Genomic DNA, 16,913 nt, shown 5'->3' on the forward strand with positions numbered 1-16,913 from the left:
AGGTTTGATGGAAAGCATCGACTTGCTGGTCCTGCGCACGGCGCGGGACTGGCTGGCCGCGGGTGATCGGGTGATGCTCGCCACCGTGGCGCGCACCTGGGGTTCGTCGCCACGGCCGGTGGGTTCGATGATGGCCTTGCGTAACGATGGGCGGGTGGTGGGCAGCGTCTCCGGTGGCTGCATCGAGGACGACTTGATCCATCGCTACACCACGGCTTACGGCGGCGATGGCCTGACCGACAGTGCGCCGCAGGTGGTGCGTTACGGGGTCAGCGCCGATGAAGCGCACCGCTTTGGTTTGCCCTGTGGCGGTACGCTGGAGCTGATCCTTGAATTCAGCCCGTCGTGGCAATCGCTGGAGCAGCTGCTGGCGCGACTGGATGCGGGGCGACTGGTCCGGCGCCGCCTTGCGTTGACGGGCAATGAAGTCGTGCTTGAACCGACCGCGACGCCGGAGCAATTCAGCTTCGACGGCCAGCAGATGAGCAACACCCTGGGCCCCGGATTTCGCCTGCTGATGATCGGCGCTGGCGCGTTGGCCGAATACCTGGCGACCATGGCACTGTTCAACGGCTTCAAAGTCTCGGTGTGCGACCCGCGGCCCGAGCATATGCAGACCTGGGCGGTGAGCGGGGTGGAGCGCATCAACGGCATGCCCGATGACGTGGTGCGGGACTTTGCCGTCGACCTGCGCACCTGCATCGTCGCGCTCAGCCACGACCCCAAGCTCGACGACCTGGCCTTGCTCGAAGCCCTGCATGGACCGGCGTTCTACATCGGCGCCATCGGCTCGCGGCGCAACAGCCAGTTGCGCCGCGAACGGTTGATCGAGCATTTCGGCGAGACCCAGGCGTCGCTGAAACGCCTGCATGGCCCGATCGGCATCTACATCGGCAGCAAGACCCCGGCGGAGATCGCGGTCAGCGTCATGGCCGAAATCCTCGCGGCCAAAAACGGCGTCGGCCTGCCCAGCACCCTGAACGTCGCCACCGCAAAATCCCTGTAGGAGCGAGCTTGCTCGCGATGAACGACCAGATACCGAGGTCGTTCAGGTAGTCCCCCATCATCGTTAACGACCATCCCTACCTGTGGGAGCGGGCTTGCCCGCGATGAACGACCAAACACCGCGGTCATTCAGATAATTCCGAGTCATCGTTCACGACCATCGCGAGCAAGCTCGCTCCTACAGGTGACCGCGTCCCCCTGTGGGAGCGAGCCTGCTCGCGATGGTCTGGAAGCCACCACGGAACCTCAGGCAGATGCCTGCCACTGACTGAACGCCGTATTCATCACTCGCCACGTCTCACCATCAGCCGGAATCAAATGCTCGATACGCAGCGACTCGACCGTAATGTCCAGCGGCATTCCGAACGTGGTGAAGGTGGACAGGAACTTCAGCTCGCCATGGGCGCAGCGCACGCGGGTCAGTACCACGGGTGCAGGCGTGGTGTTCAACGACACGGCGGGCGAGTCCGGCATGTCGCGCAGGCGTCGCGCCAGCTCGGGGTTGCTCAGTGCCTCTCGGGCGGCGCGCTGCCAGGTGATGGCACGTATCTCGTCGGCGTTGACTAGATGATCCCCCAGGCCACCGGGGCGTAACAGCGTGTCCAGCAGGTTCAGGCCCGACAGTCCGTTGGCGTCGATACCCACCATTGCCAGCAGCAGGCCTGTACTGGCATTGGCTGCGGTGACATTCCAGTGGCTGTCGATGACGATGGCGGGCGCCGGGTTGTTGGCCTGCAAAATGTGCTCGACCGCATCAGACACCATCTTCAGCGTCGGCGCGTTGGCCCCGGATGCGACGTAGCGCGGGGCGAAACCTGCCGCGAGGAAAATCTCGTTGCAGTGCTCCAGCGGCACATCCAGCGCCGAAAGCAGGGCGTGCAGCGTGCTGGGGCTCGCCTTGGCACGGGCGGTTTCCACGCAGCTCAAGTGGCGCTGGGAAACCCCGGCGAGCAGGGCAAGCTGCATTTGGCTCAGCCCTGCCTGACGACGCAGCCGGCGCAGTTGCTCACCCGCGCAGGTGCCTGTCGCCGGGCCGGTTGGGTGGAAAGGTAGGTGGCTCATGCTTGAACTCTGGCTGTCCTTGTGAAGCGCGTCCATGACCTGTGAGGTCATTGAGGCAGGGCCGATTCTAACACTACCTTGGCGCAACCACTCACCAGGGAGAACAGGATGAGAGCCAACTACCTCGCGCTGACCGTATTGATCCTATTCACGCTCTACACCGGCTGGACGATGGCGATCGCACAGCAATCGCTCGTGGCGTTCGGACTGCAACTGCTGGCGCGCCCCGATACCGCACAGGTGGTCATCGACCTGTACTTGATGGCAGTACTGGCCTGTATCTGGATGGTTAACGACAGCCGATCGCGAGGCGGCACCTGGCTCGGCGTAGTGCCGTATCTATTGATCACAGCAGTGTTCGTCTCGGCCGGCCCATTGTTGTATATCGCGTTGAGGAAGTGCAGGCCATGAGCATTGTCCTGTCGATCTATGCCCTCTGCGTAGTGGCGCTGTTTCTGAAGATGCTGGCAATCTCCTGCTATCAAGGATATTTCCGGTTGCGCCTCAGGGCCTTCATCAATCCGGAAGACGCTGCCGTTTTTAAGCGACCAGTCCAGGCGGTAGAGCGACCGCAAGTCTGTCGGGCGATGCAAGCCTGGCGAAATGATCTGGAAAATATTCCGATGTTCATCGCACTGGCTGGCCTGGCGATTGTGCTGGAGGCGCCTGAGTTGCCGACCCTATGGCTGTGCAGCGTCTTTACAGCGGTCAGGTACGTGCACACGGTCACGTATCTGGCGGGTTTGCAGCCCTGGCGAACAATCAGCTATGCCGTCGGTATCGCCTGTTTGCTGGCGCTGGCTGCGATAATCATAGTGAAGGTGTGTGAGGGGCCTCTTCGGGGGGCTGTAGCTTGAGGCGGCTCAGAAGTGCCTGAACACCGCCGCCGCCAACACCCCCGCGGCAATCGCCGGCAACGGCTTCTTCAACACCAGCATGGTCGCCGCCGTAGTCAGCAGCGCCAGCCGTGCGGCGTTGTCGCCTTCCAGTGCCATGGGGGCGAGGAGGGCGACCAGCACCGAACCGGACATGGCGCCGATGAACTGCTTGACCCGATAGCCGATCGGCACGAAGGACATCACATAGACGCCGCCCCAGCGGGTGGCCAGTGTCACCACGGCCATGATCAGCACCACGATGAAGGCGCCGGAACCTGCGGTTTCAATGTTCATGCTTGTGCTCCGTCCAGAAGGTCCCGGTAATGCCGCCGGCGACCGCGCCGACCACCACATGGCTGTTTTCCGGCAGGTACCGGTAGGCCAGCAACGAGGCGCAGGCGGCGACGAACCAGATCACCAGCAGGCGCAGGTTCTTGTCGCCGCCCACCACCATCGCCAGCAGGAAACAGCCCATCACCATGTCCAGGCCCAGCGCCTTGGGATCGTGCAGGGTGCCGGCGAAAATCACGCCCAGCCAGGTGCCGATCACCCACGACAGCCACAATGCCAGGCCGCCGCCGAGCAACAGGCCCAACCCGGGCTGGCGGTTGCCGAAGGCCTGCATCGACAGTGCCCAGTTGGCATCGGAAGCCACCAGCATCACCGCGTAGCGCTTCCTGGTCGGCACATGTTGCAGCCACTCATAGAGCGTGGCGCCCATCAGCAGGTGGCGGGCGTTGATGGCGAAGACGGTAATGGCCAGGGTGATCAGCGAGACATCCGGCCCCCACAGCTCCAGCGCGGCGAATTGCGAGGCGCCGGCAAACACCAGGGTACTCATCGCCACGATGATCGACTCGCTGAGGCCCGCCTGGTTGGCCGCCAGGCCGAAAGCAGCTCCGAACACCACCACGAACAGGGAGATGGGGGCCAGTTTGGTGAATCCGACCCAGACCATCTGGCGGTTGAATTCGTGCAGGTTGTCGTCGGCGTGTCTCATGCCGTGGGTATGTCCTTGTCGAGAGATCGTTCAGGCTCACTATGCCTGCTCCCCGGCATTAAGAAAAACGTATAAATCACTGATAAGCTATTCGCTAATCGAATGGTTGGGTGGGACGATGAATTTCCAGGACTTGCAGATTGACTGGCTCAAATGCTTCGTGGCCGTGGTCGATGCGGGCTCCCTGTCAGGGGCAGCGCCTGTCGTGCATCGCAGCCAGTCGGCCGTCAGCATGCAGATCAAGAAGCTGGAAGCGGCCCTGGCTTGTCAGTTGCTGGTACGCGGCCCGCGCCAGCACCAGCTCACGCCCCAGGGGCAATTGCTGCTGGGTTACGCCCGGCGCATGCTCGACCTGCATGCGGAAACCCAGGCGGCCTTTCATGGTGAGGAACTGAGTGGGCGGATTCGCCTGGGCGTACCCGATGATTACGCCGCACGGTACCTGACGCCGGTGCTCAAGCGCTTCGCCGCGAATTTCGGCGCGGTGGAGATCGAGCTGAACTGCGAGCAGTCCACCTCGCTGATTCCGCGGGTCAAAAGTGGCGACCTCGACCTGGCCCTGGTGTCCCGCGACAGTCCGCGCCACGGCACGCTGCTGTTCCATGAGCCGATGGTGTGGGTCGGGGATCCGCAGTTCCAGGTCTGGCGCCGTGACCCGCTGCCCATCGCCGTGTACGAGGACGCCAGCCTGGCCAAGCGCACGGCCTTGCATTCCCTGGCGCTCCAGGGGCGGCGCTTCAAGGTCGTCTACAACAGCTCCAGCCTCGCCGGGCAGATTGCTGCTGTGGAAAGCGGCCTGGCCGTGGCGGTGCTGACCCATTGCAGCGCGCCGGCGCACTTGCAGATACTGGGCAGTGAACAGGGCCTGGGCCCGCTGGAACCCATGGAAGTCTCGGTGTTTCGCAGCCGCGCTTCCCGGGGCTCGAAAGCCGTGGACAGCCTGCATGACCTGCTGATCAGGACCCTGCGCCTGTCCGCTCCCGCCTGACCCGCAGTGCAGCTATTTGACGCCATGCTCATGCATTCGGTCGCACCCCCGTGCCGTTCGGGCAATTGGCCGGTACAATGCGCAGTTCAACCGTGCCAAACCAGATAAAAAATACCTATGTCCTTGCCCAAGCATCACTTGGAACTGCTCAGCCCCGCCCGTGACGTGAGCATTGCCCGCGAAGCCATCCTGCATGGTGCCGACGCGATCTACATCGGCGGCCCGAGCTTCGGCGCCCGCCACAATGCCTGCAACGAGGTGAGTGATATCGCCGGGTTGGTGGAATTCGCTCGTCGTTACCACGCCCGGGTGTTCACCACCATCAACACGATCCTGCACGACAACGAGCTGGAGCCGGCGCGCAAGCTGATCCACCAACTGTACGATGCAGGGGTCGATGCGCTGATCGTCCAGGACCTGGGGGTGATGGAGCTGGATATTCCGCCCATCGAGCTGCACGCCAGCACCCAGACCGACATCCGCACCTTGGAGCGGGCCAAGTTCCTCGATCAGGCCGGTTTCTCGCAACTGGTCCTGGCCCGTGAGCTGAACCTCAAGGAAATCCGCGCGATCGCCGACGAAACCGACGCGGCCATCGAGTTCTTCATCCACGGCGCGTTGTGCGTGGCGTTTTCCGGCCAGTGCAACATTTCCCACGCGCAGACCGGCCGCAGCGCCAACCGTGGCGACTGCTCCCAGGCCTGCCGCCTGCCGTACACCCTCAAGGACGAGAAAGGTGGGGTGATCGCCTACGAAAAACACTTGCTTTCGATGAAGGACAACAACCAGAGCGCCAACATCCGCGCACTGGTCGAGGCCGGCGTGCGTTCGTTCAAGATCGAAGGTCGCTACAAGGACATGGGCTATGTGAAGAACATCACCGCCTATTACCGCCAGCGCCTCGACGCCGTGCTCGAAGACCGCCCGGACCTGGCCCGCGCCTCGAGCGGCCGTACCGCGCACTTCTTCGTGCCCGACCCGGAAAAGACCTTCCACCGTGGCAGCACCGACTATTTCGTCAGCGACCGCAAGATCGACATCGGCGCCTTCGACTCACCGACTTTCACCGGTTTGCCGGTGGGCGTGGTGGAGAAGGTCGGCAAGCGCGACATGCAGGTGGTGACCACCGAGCCTCTGTCCAACGGTGACGGCCTCAACGTGCTGGTCAAGCGCGAAGTGGTGGGTTTCCGCGCCAACATCGCAGAAGCCAAGGGCGAGTTCGAGGAAGAAGGCGAGAAGCGCTACCGCTATCGCGTCGAGCCCAACGAGATGCCGGAGGGCATGTACAAGCTGCGGCCCAACCACCCGCTGAGCCGCAACCTCGACCACAACTGGCAGCAGGCCTTGCTCAAGACCTCTGCCGAGCGTCGTATCGGCTTGCGTTGGGTGGCGCAACTGGACGAACAATACCTGCAACTGACCGCCACCAGCGAAGAGGGCATCAGTGCCAGCGCTTCCCTGGACGGTCCATTCGGCCTGGCCAACAAGCCGGAGCAGGCGCTGGAGCAGCTGCGCGACCTGCTCGGCCAATTGGGGACCACCGAGTACCACGCCACCGACATCAAGCTCGATGCACCGCAGGCGTTTTTCATTCCCAACTCGCAGCTCAAGGCCTTGCGCCGCGAAGCGATCGAGGCCCTGACCGCCGCCCGCGTGGCCGCCCACCCACGCGGTGGTCGCAAGGCCGAAACCAGCCCGCCGCCGGTGTACCCGGAGTCGCACCTGTCGTTCCTGGCCAACGTCTACAACCAGAAGGCCCGCGACTTCTACCATCGCCACGGGGTCGAACTGATCGACGCCGCGTTCGAGGCGCATGAAGAAACCGGCGAAGTGCCGGTGATGATCACCAAGCACTGCCTGCGCTTCTCCTTCAACCTGTGCCCGAAACAGGCCAAGGGCGTCACTGGCGTACGCACCAAGGTCGCGCCAATGCAACTGGTGCACGGCAACGAAGTGCTGACCCTGAAGTTCGACTGCAAACCATGCGAAATGCATGTGATCGGCAAGATGAAAGGGCACATCCTGGACCTGCCGTTGCCGGGCAGCGTGGCTGAGCCGGTGGTGGGTTACATCAGCCCGGAAGATCTGCTAAAGACCATTCCGCGGGCACCGCACTGATAAAAAAACCGGCCGAAATGGCCGGTTTTTTTTTGCCCCGGATTGATGCCGACCCGACCCGACCCCCTGTAGGAGCGAGCCTGTCGAGGCGTCGAACCGTCGCGATGGTCGTTAACGATGACGAGGGCTGTCTGGATGCCCGCGGTGCCTGAGCTTGCATCGCGAGCAAGCTCGCTCCTACAGGAATCTGCGCCATGCCGAAATGCAATGGATAACCGCCGTACCTGTGGGAGCGGGCTTGCTCGCGAATGCGGACTTTCAGGCGACATTGATGTTGAATCTGCCGGCCTCTTCGCGAGCAAGCCCGCTCCCACAGGTTTTGGGCTGCCCTAAGTTCCGCGAATGATCACAAATCCCCTGTGGGAGCGAGCCTGCTCGCGATGGTCGCCAACGATAATGCGGTCTGTCTGGAGGCCTGCGGTGCCTGGACTTGCATCGCGAGCATGCTCGCTCCTACAGGGATTTGTGCCGTGCTGAAATGCATCGGGTCACCGCCGGACCTGTGGGAGCGAGCCTGCTCGCGAATGCGGGCGGTCAGGCGACAATGACGTTGAATCTGCCGGCCTCTTCGCGAGCAAGCCCGCTCCCACAGGTTATGGGCTGCCCTAAGTTCCGCGAACGATTACAAATCTCCTGTGGGAGCGAGCCTGTCGAGGCGTCGAACCGTCGCGATGGTCGCCAACGATGATGGGGAATGTCTGGATGCCTGCGGTGCATGATCCTGCAATCGCGAGCAAGCTCGCTCCTACAGGGATTTGTGCCGTGCTGAAATGCAATGGGTCACCGCCGCACCTGTAGGAGCGAGCTTGTCGAGGCGTCGAACCGTCGCGATGGTCGTCAACGATGACGTGGGCTGTCTGGATGTCCGTGGCGCTTCGGCCTTTATCGCGAGCAGGCTCGCTCCCACAAAAGGGGGGCGTTGTCGGTGATTCGGTTCCACAACGAAGAAGGGGCAGATTGTTTTTCAACAAATCTGCCCCTTTTTTCGGGTACTGCGGTGAAGCCATGCATTCACGCGACACGGCGTTCGATCAGGCGATCCGAACCACCTTCGGCAACGGCGTCACTGAACAGTTTGTCAGACTCAGCGGCGGCAACGGCATCGCTGAAGAGCTTGTCAGTTTCGGTCGCGGCAACCGCATCGCTGAACAGTTTGTCGGTCTCGGTCGCAGCTACGGCGTCACTGAACAATTTGTCAGTTTCGGTCGAAGCGACAGCGTCACTGAACAGCTTGTCAGTTTCGGTCGAAGCAACAGCATCGCTGAACAGTTTGTCAGTCTCAGTGGCCGCTACGGCGTCACTGAACAGGCGGTCGGATTCAACCGCGGCAACCGCGTCGCTGAACAGTGGGTCAGTCTGGGTGGCTGCAGCGAAAGCGTTCAGGGCGAAGATCGAGAAAGCGATGCCGAGGATGGTTTGGCGTTTCATGGTGTGTGCTCCTAGCGGTGGTCAGTGGGTATGGAGCTGATGTTACGCCGTCGTACCAATATGAGAACTTCATTGAATTAATGGTTGTTATTGACTCCGTCAATGACTGCTTTTCAACGCAATCCTTTCGCTTCGAACAACTCGACCAGCCAGTCCACGAACACCCGCACCCGCGCGCTCAGGTGTCGGTTGGGTGAGTAGACGATGTAGATGGGGTTGGGTTCCAGCGTCCACTGCTCCAGCAGGGGAACCAACGCGCCGGACTTGAAGTGCGGCTCGGCCATGAACTGCAAGGTCTGCAACACGCCCAGGCCCGCGAGGGCGGCGGCGAGCAGGGCGTTCGAGTCGTTGACCGAGACGAAGTAGGGCGCGTCCACCGGGATACGCTCGTCTCCCCGGATGAATTCGACCGGCAGGCGTTTTTGGCTACCGGCGAAGAAGTAGCGGACCATCTGGTGATTCTTTTCCAGGTCGCCGGGATGCAGCGGTGTGCCATGGGCGGCGAGATAAGCCGGTGTCGCGCAGGTGACGAAACGCAGGCTGCCCAGGCGGCGGGCGATCAGCGAAGGGTCGTTCAGGGCGCCGCCGCGAATCACGCAGTCCACCCGGTCGCCCAGCAGATCGACGGGCCTGTCGCTCACGCCGATGTTCAGTTGCAAATCCGGGTAGCGTTTCTGGAAGTCGGGCAAAGCAGGTAGCACCAGCATCGTCGCCATGGTCGAGCCCATGTCCACGCGCAAGCGCCCATGGGGGCGGTCCTGTGCGCTGGCCAAGTCGGATTCGGCTTCGAGCCATTGATCGACCACCCGCACCATGCGCTCGTAGTAGGCGGTGCCGTCGTTGGTCAGCGAAATGCGCCGCGTGGTGCGGTTGAGCAACTTCACGCGCAAGTGGCTTTCCAGCGACTGGATATGTTTGGTCACGGTGTTGCGCGGCAGGTTCAGTGTCTGCGCCGCCTTGACGAAGCTTCCGGCTTCCACCACCTGGATGAATGCCTTGACCGCCGTGAAGTAGTCCATCGTTCGATTAGCCCGTATTTGGGAACAGTGGTGTCATTTTTAGCTAATTTATCCCGAGTTCGCTATCTCATAAATTGATCTCACCGAAACGAAGCCAGCCATTGGGGCGGGCTCTTCAGGAGATCAGGCAAATGACTCAACAACTCAAAGGTAAAGTGGCACTGGTAACCGGCGGCTCCCGTGGCATCGGCGCAGCCATCGCCAAACGTCTCGCGGCCGATGGCGCCCATGTCGCGTTCAGCTACGCAAAATCGCCAGAGCAGGCGCAAAAGGTGGTCGCAGAAATTCAGCACCATGGCGTTCAGGCGCTGGCCGTCCAGGCCGATCAGGGCGACTCCGCCCAGGTCAGCGCCCTGGTGAAACAGGTGCACCAGCACTTTGGCCGCCTGGACATTCTGGTCAACAGCGCCGGGGTGTTCGTCACCGGTCCCGTGGGCGACCCGGAGGCCGACATCGCAGCCTTCGACCGCCAGCAAGCGGTCAACGTGGGTGGCGTGGTCACCGCCGTACGCACTGCCGTCGGCCTGATGAATGACGGTGGCAGGATCATTTCCCTGGGCACCACCGGCGCCGATCATGTGCCGTTCCCTGGCGCCGCCGACTACGTTGCGACCAAAGCCGCAGTGGCTGCCTACAGCCGTGGCTGGGCCCGTGACCTGGGCCCGCGCAACATCACCGTCAATGTCATCCAGCCGGGCGCGATCAACACCGAGATGAACCCCGAGACCGCCGATCACGCGCCGTTCCTGGCCGGCCTCGCAGCGCTGGGTCGTTACGGTCAGCCGGAAGACATCGCCGCTGCCGTATCTTTCCTCGCAGGTCCCGAAGCCTCGTACATCACCGGTGCCACGCTCAACGTCGATGGCGGCCAGAGCGCCTGATCGACTGTCCCGCCGCCCTCACACAGGGCGGCGGTTCGTTCTCAACCCTTGTAATCGACGAGGCAGCCATGACTCAACGCATCCGCATCTACCAACAGGGAACCCCGGCGGTTCTCCAGCTCGAAACCTCCACCCTGGAAAACCCCGCCCAGGGCCAGGTGCTCATCCGCCACGAAGCCATCGGCGTGAATTTCGTCGACACCATGTTCAGGGATGGTACCTTCAAAGTGCCGCTGCCGTTCAGCATGGGTGTGGAGGCCGCCGGTGTCGTCGAAGAGGTCGGGCCTGAAGTGTCTCACCTGAAAGTCGGTGATCGTGTCGGCTATTTCTTCGCGTTCGGTGCCTATGCCGAGCGGCGGGTGATTGATGCCAGCGCACTGATCAAACTGCCCGACGACCTCTCCAGCGAACAGGCGGCGGGCCTGTTGTCGAAGGGCTTGACCGCGTGGTCGCTGGTCAAGCGAGCGCATGCGGTCAGGCCCGGCGAAACCGTGGTGGTGCAGGGCGCCTCCGGTGGCGTAGGCACCTTGCTCGCGCATTGGGCGAAATCCCTCGGCGCGACCGTGATTGCGACGGTGGGCTCGGCGAACAAGGCGCATATTGTCGAAGGCTGGGGGTTCGATCATGTGCTGCGCACCGACGAGCCTGAACTCGCCGAGCGGATCAAGGCGGTGAACGGTGCAGTCGACGTGGTCTACGACCTGATCGGTCGGCAGACGCTGGACGCGTCGATCCATGCATTGCGCGATGGCGGCGACCTGGTGCACGCCGGCAATGCATCCGGTTCGGTGGTCGCGGATACGCGGTTGCTGGCTGCGCGGGGCATCGAATATGTGCAGACATCCACGCCGCGATACGTCAATGCGCAGAACCAGAACATGGCTGCCTCCGAGTTGTTCGAGCGGTTTCGCGAGGGGGCTCTGGGTCCATTGGCGCTTTCCCGGTATCGGCTGGCAGAAGCGGCAGAGGCCCATCACGCCATCGCAGCACGCAAGCACACCGGTTCGATCGTGCTGATTCCCTGAAGCGGTAGAGGTTCGCGGCTACACATTCAACGACATCGGCTTTTCCCCTCCTGGCGGCAGCCCGAAGCGCCTTCTGACAATATTCAGGAACGCGCCATAGGGCCGCCCCAACGCCAGCATGATCACCGTCACACCGAGCGAGCCGCGCAGCAGCTCGGCGCCGCTGGCACCGCTGATGGTCAGGATGGCCGCATAGATCGGCACCTGGAAACTGACCAGCGCCAGTGAGTCCCAGGCGATCTGCGAGAACCGGCCCGGACCGGCAAACCGCATGATCCAGTCACGCCACAGGCCATAGGGGCGACCGGAAACCACCATCAGCGCGGCGCCCAGCAGGCGCGCGTGAAACACCTGATCCCAGGTCATCCCGGCGATGAACCGCTCGTTGAGGATGCCGGTCGTGGTGAAAAACACGATCAACGCCAGCGTGTCGGCGGCGAAGGATCGCCAGCGGGTATTTTCAGACAAACCGGTTTTCTCCTGACTGACATGAAGCGTGAAGCCCCTGTGGTAGCGAGCTTGCTCGCAAAAAAAAGCCGGGTGACCGTGGGCTCACAGGCACCCACACCCTCTAGTGGGAGCGAGCCTGCTCGCGAAAAGTTTCCCGGAAACCGCGGGCATCCAGACAGCCCGCGTTATCCTGACGACCATTACAACTTCCCTACGCTAAAACCGCTCACCCTCGATGTGATAAACCGTCGGCTCCTCGCAAAAGTATTCCTCCAGTCCCAGCATGAATAGCCGGTGGTCCTCACTCGCCTCGAAGCCCGGCGTGTGATCCTCGAGGGATTGCCAGCGCACGATCAGGTTGAAGTGCTCCGGGGTTTCGATCCCTTGTGCGAGCACGTGCCCCAGGTAACCCTTGGCGCGGCACAGCAGCGGGGCGACCTTGGCAAAGGCGTCCCTGAAACCTTCAATCCGTTCCTTGTGAACGGGCAGTAGAGCGATCTCGTAAATCATGGCGTAACCTCCAGTGAGTTCAGGCTTGCGATGGCTCGACGGCGATCGCGATTTTCCCTTGAAGGCCATTGTTGGGGCTTTCCAGCCGCGCATGGGCCTGGGCGAGGTCGGCCAGCGAGTAGACGGCGCCGAGGTGGGGACGCAATTGGCCGCGCTCGATCAGGGCGCTCAGCTCGTCGAGCTTGCCGCGGTTTTGCCGGGTGAACACGAAGTGGTAACTGGCGTTCTTGCCCCAGGCGTTGATGACGTTTTGCGGCTGGGCAATGTCGACGATCGACACCACACGACCCAGTTGGGCCAGCACATCGGGGCTGCGCGACAGGGTGTTGCCACCGATGGTGTCGAATACCACGTCGACGCCTTTGCCGTCGGTTTCACGCAGGATGGCGTCGACGTAGTCCTCTTTTTCGTAGTCGATCATCACGTCGGCGCCCAGCTTGCGCACGAACTCGAAATTCTCTTCACGCACGGTGGTGAAGACCTTGGCACCCATGGCTTTCGCCACCTGGATCGCCACGTGTCCGACACCACCCGCGCCACCGTGCACCAGAATGCTTTCGCCCACCCGCAGTACCGCTCGCACGGTGAGTGCTTCCCATACGGTTCCACCGACCAGGGTCAGGCTGGCGGCCTCAAGATGGCTCAGTGAAGCGGGCTTCTTCGCGACGATGTTTTCGGCCGCGACGTGGTATTCGGCATAGCTGCCAGGCCCTTCGAAAATCTGTGGGGTGTACCAGACTTCATCACCGGCACGGAAGGCTGTCACACCCGGGCCGACCGCTTCGACGACGCCGGAGACGTCGTGCCCGGTAATGGCGGGAAGGGGCACCAGGTCGGCGTAGTCGCCGCGTCGTACCTGATAATCCAGCGGGTTGACAGAAGTGGCGTGAACGCGCACCAGCACCTGTCCTGCCTGGGGGACGGGCTTGGGCACGTCGCGCAGTTCGAACGATTCAGGGCCACCAAATGCTTTGAGTACCATTGCTTTCATTTTAGTTTCTCTCTTCGGTAAAAAGGGATATCGAGAAAAGTCGATGTATCACGGTAAATTTTTATGCACGGTTTTGCGCTAGCTCGTCATGGTTGATCCTTGTTTCTGGAAAAAGGGATATCGGGAATTACCGATATATAAAGGTAAAAAATTACAGCTCTTTGCCTATGATTTCGGCCAGGGCGCTGATGGCGGCCTCGTTACGTTTGTAATAGGTCCACTGACCGATACGCCGTACTTCGACCAGGCCGGCTCGCTGCAAGGTGGCCAGGTAATCGGACACCGTCGATTGCGACAGACCCACGCCTTCCTGAATGCTGCTTACGCAGACCCCCACGGTGTGTACGTCCCCTTCATCCTGCGCGGGGAAGCTGTTCACGGGATCCTTCAGGCCTTTGAGAATATCAAGGCGGGTCCGGTTCGAGAGGGCTTTGAAGATTTCAAGTAATTCCATGTCGCCAAGATATCGGAATTTACCGATATGTCAATCTGTCATTCCGTGATGTGGCGACGAAAGGTAAAGTCAGTGCTTGCGAGCTTGATTATCCACTGCCGAGGTCAGCATGCCCTTAACCACTCTTTTGCGTTGTAACGACTTGGCCGACACCGCCAGTTTCTATCGCGATGTGCTCGGTTTCACCGTGGCGGAGTCTGCCGAGTCGACCATCACCGTACGCCTGGAGGATTGCAGCCTGACCTTTACCCAGGCCGACATCTGGGGCAGCCCGGTGGCCTTTTCGGGCACTCTGTATTTTGCGATTGCCCAGGTTGACCGGTATTACCAGTCGTTGAAAGACCAGGTCGACCTCGCCTGGCCGCTGCAGGACATGCCCTACGGTTCAAGGGAGTTCGGCCTGCGCGATTGCAACGGGTACTACCTGGCATTCGCCCAATTGAACACCACCAACCAGCCCCTGTAGGAGCGAGCACGCTCGCGATGGACGCAAGAACACCTCGGGGCAACAGACACCCCTCTGTATGGCGTATTTAAGCGTCGTCTGTGCCTATCGGCAGGAATGTCACCCCGGTAGGGTGCAGGCTCCATCGACTGAATGAGACCGCCATGCAGCTCACCGCTATCCCGTTTGGTACGACCGACTGGTCGAGCATTGAAGTCACCACACACCCGGGCGAGACCGGTACGGCCTACTGGCACACCTGCCAGTTCGGAGCGATCCGTGTTCGTCAGGTAGAGTACAGCCCAGGCTACCTTGCCGATCATTGGTGTCGCAAGGGGCACATTTTGCTCTGCCTGGAAGGTCAATTGGAGACGGAGCTGGAAGATGGCCGCGTCTTCACGCTGAGCGCGGGCATGAGTTATCAGGTTGGCGACAACGCCGAAGCGCATCGCTCATCAACCCTCGTTGGCGCCAGGCTCTTCATTGTGGATTGACCGTCTCCGCGTTGCGACGCTGACTTGCGCGTGCCCCTCACACATTGAAAGCAAGCGCCAGCAGAGGAGGGTCGCCACCGTTGATGACCCTCCAGTTCACATAAGCTGCACACTCCACCAGTGCTGCAAATTGATCCGGGCAACGCAGCTTGAAGCCCTGGGCGTTGTCGATGACCAGCGCAAGCGTTTGCCCGCTTTGCACGTGCACCGAGGTCATTTCGGCGCTGGGATCGTCGAGGTAGCCGAGGCAGTCAACCCAGGCGTCCATGTTGCGACCGTAAAAGGCGGGGAAGCCGAACGCTTGCGCGAATACGCTGTGGAACGTGGGCCAGTCGGTGATCAGATCTGCGTTCAGCCGTACCATTGTTCAGATTGCCTGCGCTTCATAAGGGAGGCGCAGGTTATCGGAAAATCATGACGTTCGAGCCGTTTTACGCAAGGCATCGCGCTGAGCCAATCGACATCGACCCTTGAACCGTCAACGATCAACCGGCACGGTCATGCCTGTCTTGATGGTGCTCATTGAGACGAGTGTCCTGAAGCGTTTGACGTTGTTGCTTTCGAAGAACAGCTCGCGTGTCAGTTGGGTGTAATGCTCCATGTCTCTTACGAGCATGATCAAAACAAAATCGAACTCTCCGGCAACGTAGTAGCACTGCTGGACCTGAGGGCATTGCAAAAACGTCTGCTTCATCGCATCCAGCCATTCGAGTCGCTCACTTTCAACTGCGACCTCGGCGATCACTGTCACGCCGTACCCCAGGGTGGCAGCGTGGACTTGAGCGACCGTTTTTTGGATCACGCCCTCGGCGGCAAGGTTTTTCAGGCGCCGGTTCACGGCGGCGGATGACAGGTTGACCCGCTCACCCAACTCGATCTGAGAGAGGTTTGCGTCCTGCTGTACTTCCCGGAGTATTGCCCGGTCGAACTGATCAAGGCTCATTGGTGGTCCTCGCGTAACAGGATTTCGCAACGATGATAGATGCGAAATCCTATTTCATGAAGTGGCGTTATTTAAAGAGTTTTATCCACGAATCCAGAAATAGAATTTACCTGGCTTGAGTGCGCCGTGTTCTCACACCAAGCGCTTTGCCATGCCTGCCGTTCGAGTGCGGCAGTTCAATTCATCTTCTTCGGATTCGGTGCTCTCAACATGAATGCCAGCCCCATCACCGGCGTGCGATCCGGTGTGATCCTGAACGTTGCGGCCTCCGTTTTGTTCGCCGTGATGTATGTCTACACGGGCCTGCTGTCTTCACTTAGTGGCGAGCAGATTTATGGCTGGAGAATCTTGCTGACGATCCCGTGCCTCACGTTGCTGATTATCGCGACCGGCGAGTGGCAGGAGGTCAAGGCCATCTGGAAGCGAGTGCTGGGCGAGACGGGTTTCTGGGCAAAGCGCCTGTTGTCTTCATTCCTGCTCGGGGTCCAGCTTTGGCTGTTCATGTGGGCGCCGGTGAATGGTCACGCGCTGGATGTGTCGCTTGGGTATTTCCTGCTGCCGCTCACGGCGGCCGTGGTGGGGCGGTTCGCGTTCAACGAGAAGTTGAGCGGCTTTCAACGAGCAGCCTGTCTGATTGCAGGTGTGGGCGTCATCAACGAACTGGTTTCGGCGAGCCAGGTGTCCTGGCCGACGTTCCTGGTGTGTCTGGGCTATCCGCTGTATTTCTATCTGCGCCGCGTGATAGGAACCAATAATCTGGGTGGCCTGTGGTTCGACCTGGCCCTCAGCCTGCCGGTGAGCCTGTACTTCATCACCACTTCCAGCGACCTGCTGGCGACCTCCAGCAGTCCCGTCTACCTTGTCGTGCTCATTTTGGGCCTGGGAGGCCTTAGCGCTTGCGCCCTGGCGTGCTCGGCGATGTCGGCGCCCAAGTTGAACCTGGCCCTGTTCGGGTTGCTCACCTACGTGGAGCCGGTGCTGCTGGTTTTCGCTTCGCTGATATTGGGTGAAACCATCAAGGCGTCCCAATGGCCCACTTACATCGCCATCTGGCTGGCGATTTGCGTGCTGGTCGTCGAAGGGGTGCTGGCCGTGAGGCGTGGCCCATCAACTGCATCGGATAGCGTCCTGGTCACCCCTGATGCGATCAGCTCAAGGCCGTCTTGCTGAGCAGAGACAACTCTGCGTCGCATTAAAGAACCGTCCTACAGCCACGATCAAT

21 protein-coding genes are annotated in these 16,913 nt (G+C 61.2%); 11 read left to right on the forward strand and 10 right to left on the reverse strand.

Annotated elements, in window-relative coordinates; all coding sequences use genetic code 11:
- The first annotated feature begins 7 nt into the window (after positions 1 to 7).
- Positions 8 to 1,006 (forward strand): XdhC family protein, encoded by a 999-nt coding sequence (locus tag ABVN20_RS23165; protein WP_368558075.1) that lies wholly within the window; start codon positions 8 to 10, stop codon positions 1,004 to 1,006.
- Between the two features lie 245 nt (positions 1,007 to 1,251).
- On the opposite strand, the gene ABVN20_RS23170 is transcribed toward ABVN20_RS23165, so the two are convergent.
- On the reverse strand, positions 1,252 to 2,067 hold the full coding sequence (locus ABVN20_RS23170) for a helix-turn-helix domain-containing protein (RefSeq protein WP_368558076.1): 816 nt from the start codon (positions 2,065 to 2,067) through the stop codon (positions 1,252 to 1,254).
- Between the two features lie 108 nt (positions 2,068 to 2,175).
- Here ABVN20_RS23170 and ABVN20_RS23175 point away from each other — a divergent pair, with 108 nt between their 5' ends.
- Positions 2,176 to 2,478, forward strand: a complete 303-nt coding sequence (locus ABVN20_RS23175; protein ID WP_368558077.1) for a DUF2834 domain-containing protein — start codon at positions 2,176 to 2,178, stop codon at positions 2,476 to 2,478.
- Entirely contained in the window at positions 2,475 to 2,924 is a 450-nt protein-coding gene (locus ABVN20_RS23180; protein ID WP_368558078.1) for an MAPEG family protein, read from the forward strand. Before ABVN20_RS23175 ends, ABVN20_RS23180 begins: the two co-directional genes overlap by 4 nt.
- A gap of 6 nt (positions 2,925 to 2,930) precedes the next feature.
- On the opposite strand, the gene ABVN20_RS23185 is transcribed toward ABVN20_RS23180, so the two are convergent.
- Positions 2,931 to 3,239 carry an AzlD family protein gene (locus ABVN20_RS23185; protein ID WP_368558079.1) on the reverse strand — a complete coding sequence of 103 codons (309 nt, stop codon included), beginning with the start codon at positions 3,237 to 3,239 and terminating at the stop codon, positions 2,931 to 2,933.
- Positions 3,229 to 3,945 (reverse strand): AzlC family ABC transporter permease, encoded by a 717-nt coding sequence (locus ABVN20_RS23190; protein WP_368558080.1) that lies wholly within the window; start codon positions 3,943 to 3,945, stop codon positions 3,229 to 3,231. Before ABVN20_RS23190 ends, ABVN20_RS23185 begins: the two co-directional genes overlap by 11 nt.
- A 118-nt stretch (positions 3,946 to 4,063) precedes the next feature.
- On the opposite strand from ABVN20_RS23190, the gene ABVN20_RS23195 reads away from it, so the two are divergent.
- From ABVN20_RS23195 to ABVN20_RS23205, 3 genes are all read left to right on the forward strand, one after another.
- Positions 4,064 to 4,933 carry a LysR family transcriptional regulator gene (locus ABVN20_RS23195; protein ID WP_368558081.1) on the forward strand — a complete coding sequence of 290 codons (870 nt, stop codon included), beginning with the start codon at positions 4,064 to 4,066 and terminating at the stop codon, positions 4,931 to 4,933.
- A gap of 117 nt (positions 4,934 to 5,050) precedes the next feature.
- Entirely contained in the window at positions 5,051 to 7,051 is a 2,001-nt protein-coding gene (locus ABVN20_RS23200; RefSeq protein ID WP_368558082.1) for a U32 family peptidase, read from the forward strand.
- Positions 7,052 to 8,056: 1,005 nt separating this feature from the next.
- On the forward strand, positions 8,057 to 8,494 hold the full coding sequence (locus ABVN20_RS23205; RefSeq protein WP_368558083.1) for a hypothetical protein: 438 nt from the start codon (positions 8,057 to 8,059) through the stop codon (positions 8,492 to 8,494).
- A gap of 98 nt (positions 8,495 to 8,592) precedes the next feature.
- On the opposite strand, the gene ABVN20_RS23210 is transcribed toward ABVN20_RS23205, so the two are convergent.
- Positions 8,593 to 9,498, reverse strand: a complete 906-nt coding sequence (locus ABVN20_RS23210) for a LysR substrate-binding domain-containing protein (RefSeq protein WP_368558084.1) — start codon at positions 9,496 to 9,498, stop codon at positions 8,593 to 8,595.
- A 131-nt stretch (positions 9,499 to 9,629) separates the two neighbouring features.
- On the opposite strand from ABVN20_RS23210, the gene ABVN20_RS23215 reads away from it, so the two are divergent.
- Complete coding sequence (locus ABVN20_RS23215) at positions 9,630 to 10,379, forward strand: SDR family NAD(P)-dependent oxidoreductase (RefSeq protein ID WP_368558085.1); 750 nt, start codon at positions 9,630 to 9,632, stop codon at positions 10,377 to 10,379.
- Between the two features lie 68 nt (positions 10,380 to 10,447).
- Positions 10,448 to 11,404, forward strand: coding sequence for a zinc-binding dehydrogenase (locus tag ABVN20_RS23220; protein WP_368558086.1), 957 nt, complete (start codon positions 10,448 to 10,450; stop codon positions 11,402 to 11,404).
- Positions 11,405 to 11,422: 18 nt separating this feature from the next.
- Here the strand turns inward: ABVN20_RS23220 and alaE are convergent, their stop codons facing one another.
- The 4 genes from alaE to ABVN20_RS23240 form a co-directional block, all read right to left on the reverse strand.
- On the reverse strand, positions 11,423 to 11,872 hold the full coding sequence (alaE, locus tag ABVN20_RS23225) for an L-alanine exporter AlaE (RefSeq protein ID WP_368558087.1): 450 nt from the start codon (positions 11,870 to 11,872) through the stop codon (positions 11,423 to 11,425).
- Between the two features lie 198 nt (positions 11,873 to 12,070).
- Positions 12,071 to 12,364, reverse strand: a complete 294-nt coding sequence (locus ABVN20_RS23230; protein ID WP_368558088.1) for an antibiotic biosynthesis monooxygenase — start codon at positions 12,362 to 12,364, stop codon at positions 12,071 to 12,073.
- 19 nt (positions 12,365 to 12,383) lie between these two features.
- Entirely contained in the window at positions 12,384 to 13,355 is a 972-nt protein-coding gene (locus ABVN20_RS23235) for a zinc-dependent alcohol dehydrogenase family protein (RefSeq protein ID WP_368558089.1), read from the reverse strand.
- A 151-nt stretch (positions 13,356 to 13,506) separates the two neighbouring features.
- On the reverse strand, positions 13,507 to 13,809 hold the full coding sequence (locus ABVN20_RS23240; protein WP_368558090.1) for an ArsR/SmtB family transcription factor: 303 nt from the start codon (positions 13,807 to 13,809) through the stop codon (positions 13,507 to 13,509).
- 109 nt (positions 13,810 to 13,918) lie between these two features.
- On the opposite strand from ABVN20_RS23240, the gene ABVN20_RS23245 reads away from it, so the two are divergent.
- Together ABVN20_RS23245 and ABVN20_RS23250 are read left to right on the forward strand one after the other, a co-directional pair.
- Entirely contained in the window at positions 13,919 to 14,275 is a 357-nt protein-coding gene (locus tag ABVN20_RS23245; protein ID WP_368558091.1) for a VOC family protein, read from the forward strand.
- 143 nt (positions 14,276 to 14,418) lie between these two features.
- Positions 14,419 to 14,748 (forward strand): DHCW motif cupin fold protein, encoded by a 330-nt coding sequence (locus ABVN20_RS23250; protein ID WP_368558092.1) that lies wholly within the window; start codon positions 14,419 to 14,421, stop codon positions 14,746 to 14,748.
- 37 nt (positions 14,749 to 14,785) lie between these two features.
- On the opposite strand, the gene ABVN20_RS23255 is transcribed toward ABVN20_RS23250, so the two are convergent.
- Positions 14,786 to 15,112, reverse strand: coding sequence for a barstar family protein (locus tag ABVN20_RS23255; RefSeq protein WP_368558093.1), 327 nt, complete (start codon positions 15,110 to 15,112; stop codon positions 14,786 to 14,788).
- 114 nt (positions 15,113 to 15,226) lie between these two features.
- On the reverse strand, positions 15,227 to 15,691 hold the full coding sequence (locus tag ABVN20_RS23260) for an Lrp/AsnC family transcriptional regulator (RefSeq protein WP_368558094.1): 465 nt from the start codon (positions 15,689 to 15,691) through the stop codon (positions 15,227 to 15,229).
- Between the two features lie 210 nt (positions 15,692 to 15,901).
- Between ABVN20_RS23260 and rarD the strand changes: the two genes are divergently transcribed.
- Positions 15,902 to 16,861 carry an EamA family transporter RarD gene (gene rarD / locus ABVN20_RS23265; protein WP_368558095.1) on the forward strand — a complete coding sequence of 320 codons (960 nt, stop codon included), beginning with the start codon at positions 15,902 to 15,904 and terminating at the stop codon, positions 16,859 to 16,861.
- Positions 16,862 to 16,913: the final 52 nt, after the last annotated feature.

Origin of the sequence: Pseudomonas sp. MYb118, from assembly GCF_040947875.1 — a bacterium.
Taxonomy (GTDB): domain Bacteria; phylum Pseudomonadota; class Gammaproteobacteria; order Pseudomonadales; family Pseudomonadaceae; genus Aquipseudomonas.

Excerpts from the sequence above, each read along its gene's own strand:
- ABVN20_RS23165 (WP_368558075.1), top strand. The coding sequence starts at position 8 with ATGGAAAGCATCGACTTGCTGGTCCTGCGCACGGCGCGGGACTGGCTG.
- ABVN20_RS23170 (WP_368558076.1), bottom strand. The coding sequence starts at position 2,067 with ATGAGCCACCTACCTTTCCACCCAACCGGCCCGGCGACAGGCACCTGC.
- ABVN20_RS23175 (WP_368558077.1), top strand. The coding sequence starts at position 2,176 with ATGAGAGCCAACTACCTCGCGCTGACCGTATTGATCCTATTCACGCTC.
- ABVN20_RS23180 (WP_368558078.1), top strand. The coding sequence starts at position 2,475 with ATGAGCATTGTCCTGTCGATCTATGCCCTCTGCGTAGTGGCGCTGTTT.
- ABVN20_RS23185 (WP_368558079.1), bottom strand. The coding sequence starts at position 3,239 with ATGAACATTGAAACCGCAGGTTCCGGCGCCTTCATCGTGGTGCTGATC.
- ABVN20_RS23190 (WP_368558080.1), bottom strand. The coding sequence starts at position 3,945 with ATGAGACACGCCGACGACAACCTGCACGAATTCAACCGCCAGATGGTC.
- ABVN20_RS23195 (WP_368558081.1), top strand. The coding sequence starts at position 4,064 with ATGAATTTCCAGGACTTGCAGATTGACTGGCTCAAATGCTTCGTGGCC.
- ABVN20_RS23200 (WP_368558082.1), top strand. The coding sequence starts at position 5,051 with ATGTCCTTGCCCAAGCATCACTTGGAACTGCTCAGCCCCGCCCGTGAC.
- ABVN20_RS23205 (WP_368558083.1), top strand. The coding sequence starts at position 8,057 with ATGCATTCACGCGACACGGCGTTCGATCAGGCGATCCGAACCACCTTC.
- ABVN20_RS23210 (WP_368558084.1), bottom strand. The coding sequence starts at position 9,498 with ATGGACTACTTCACGGCGGTCAAGGCATTCATCCAGGTGGTGGAAGCC.
- ABVN20_RS23215 (WP_368558085.1), top strand. The coding sequence starts at position 9,630 with ATGACTCAACAACTCAAAGGTAAAGTGGCACTGGTAACCGGCGGCTCC.
- ABVN20_RS23220 (WP_368558086.1), top strand. The coding sequence starts at position 10,448 with ATGACTCAACGCATCCGCATCTACCAACAGGGAACCCCGGCGGTTCTC.
- ABVN20_RS23230 (WP_368558088.1), bottom strand. The coding sequence starts at position 12,364 with ATGATTTACGAGATCGCTCTACTGCCCGTTCACAAGGAACGGATTGAA.
- ABVN20_RS23235 (WP_368558089.1), bottom strand. The coding sequence starts at position 13,355 with ATGAAAGCAATGGTACTCAAAGCATTTGGTGGCCCTGAATCGTTCGAA.
- ABVN20_RS23240 (WP_368558090.1), bottom strand. The coding sequence starts at position 13,809 with ATGGAATTACTTGAAATCTTCAAAGCCCTCTCGAACCGGACCCGCCTT.
- ABVN20_RS23245 (WP_368558091.1), top strand. The coding sequence starts at position 13,919 with ATGCCCTTAACCACTCTTTTGCGTTGTAACGACTTGGCCGACACCGCC.
- ABVN20_RS23250 (WP_368558092.1), top strand. The coding sequence starts at position 14,419 with ATGCAGCTCACCGCTATCCCGTTTGGTACGACCGACTGGTCGAGCATT.
- ABVN20_RS23255 (WP_368558093.1), bottom strand. The coding sequence starts at position 15,112 with ATGGTACGGCTGAACGCAGATCTGATCACCGACTGGCCCACGTTCCAC.
- ABVN20_RS23260 (WP_368558094.1), bottom strand. The coding sequence starts at position 15,691 with ATGAGCCTTGATCAGTTCGACCGGGCAATACTCCGGGAAGTACAGCAG.
- rarD (WP_368558095.1), top strand. The coding sequence starts at position 15,902 with ATGAATGCCAGCCCCATCACCGGCGTGCGATCCGGTGTGATCCTGAAC.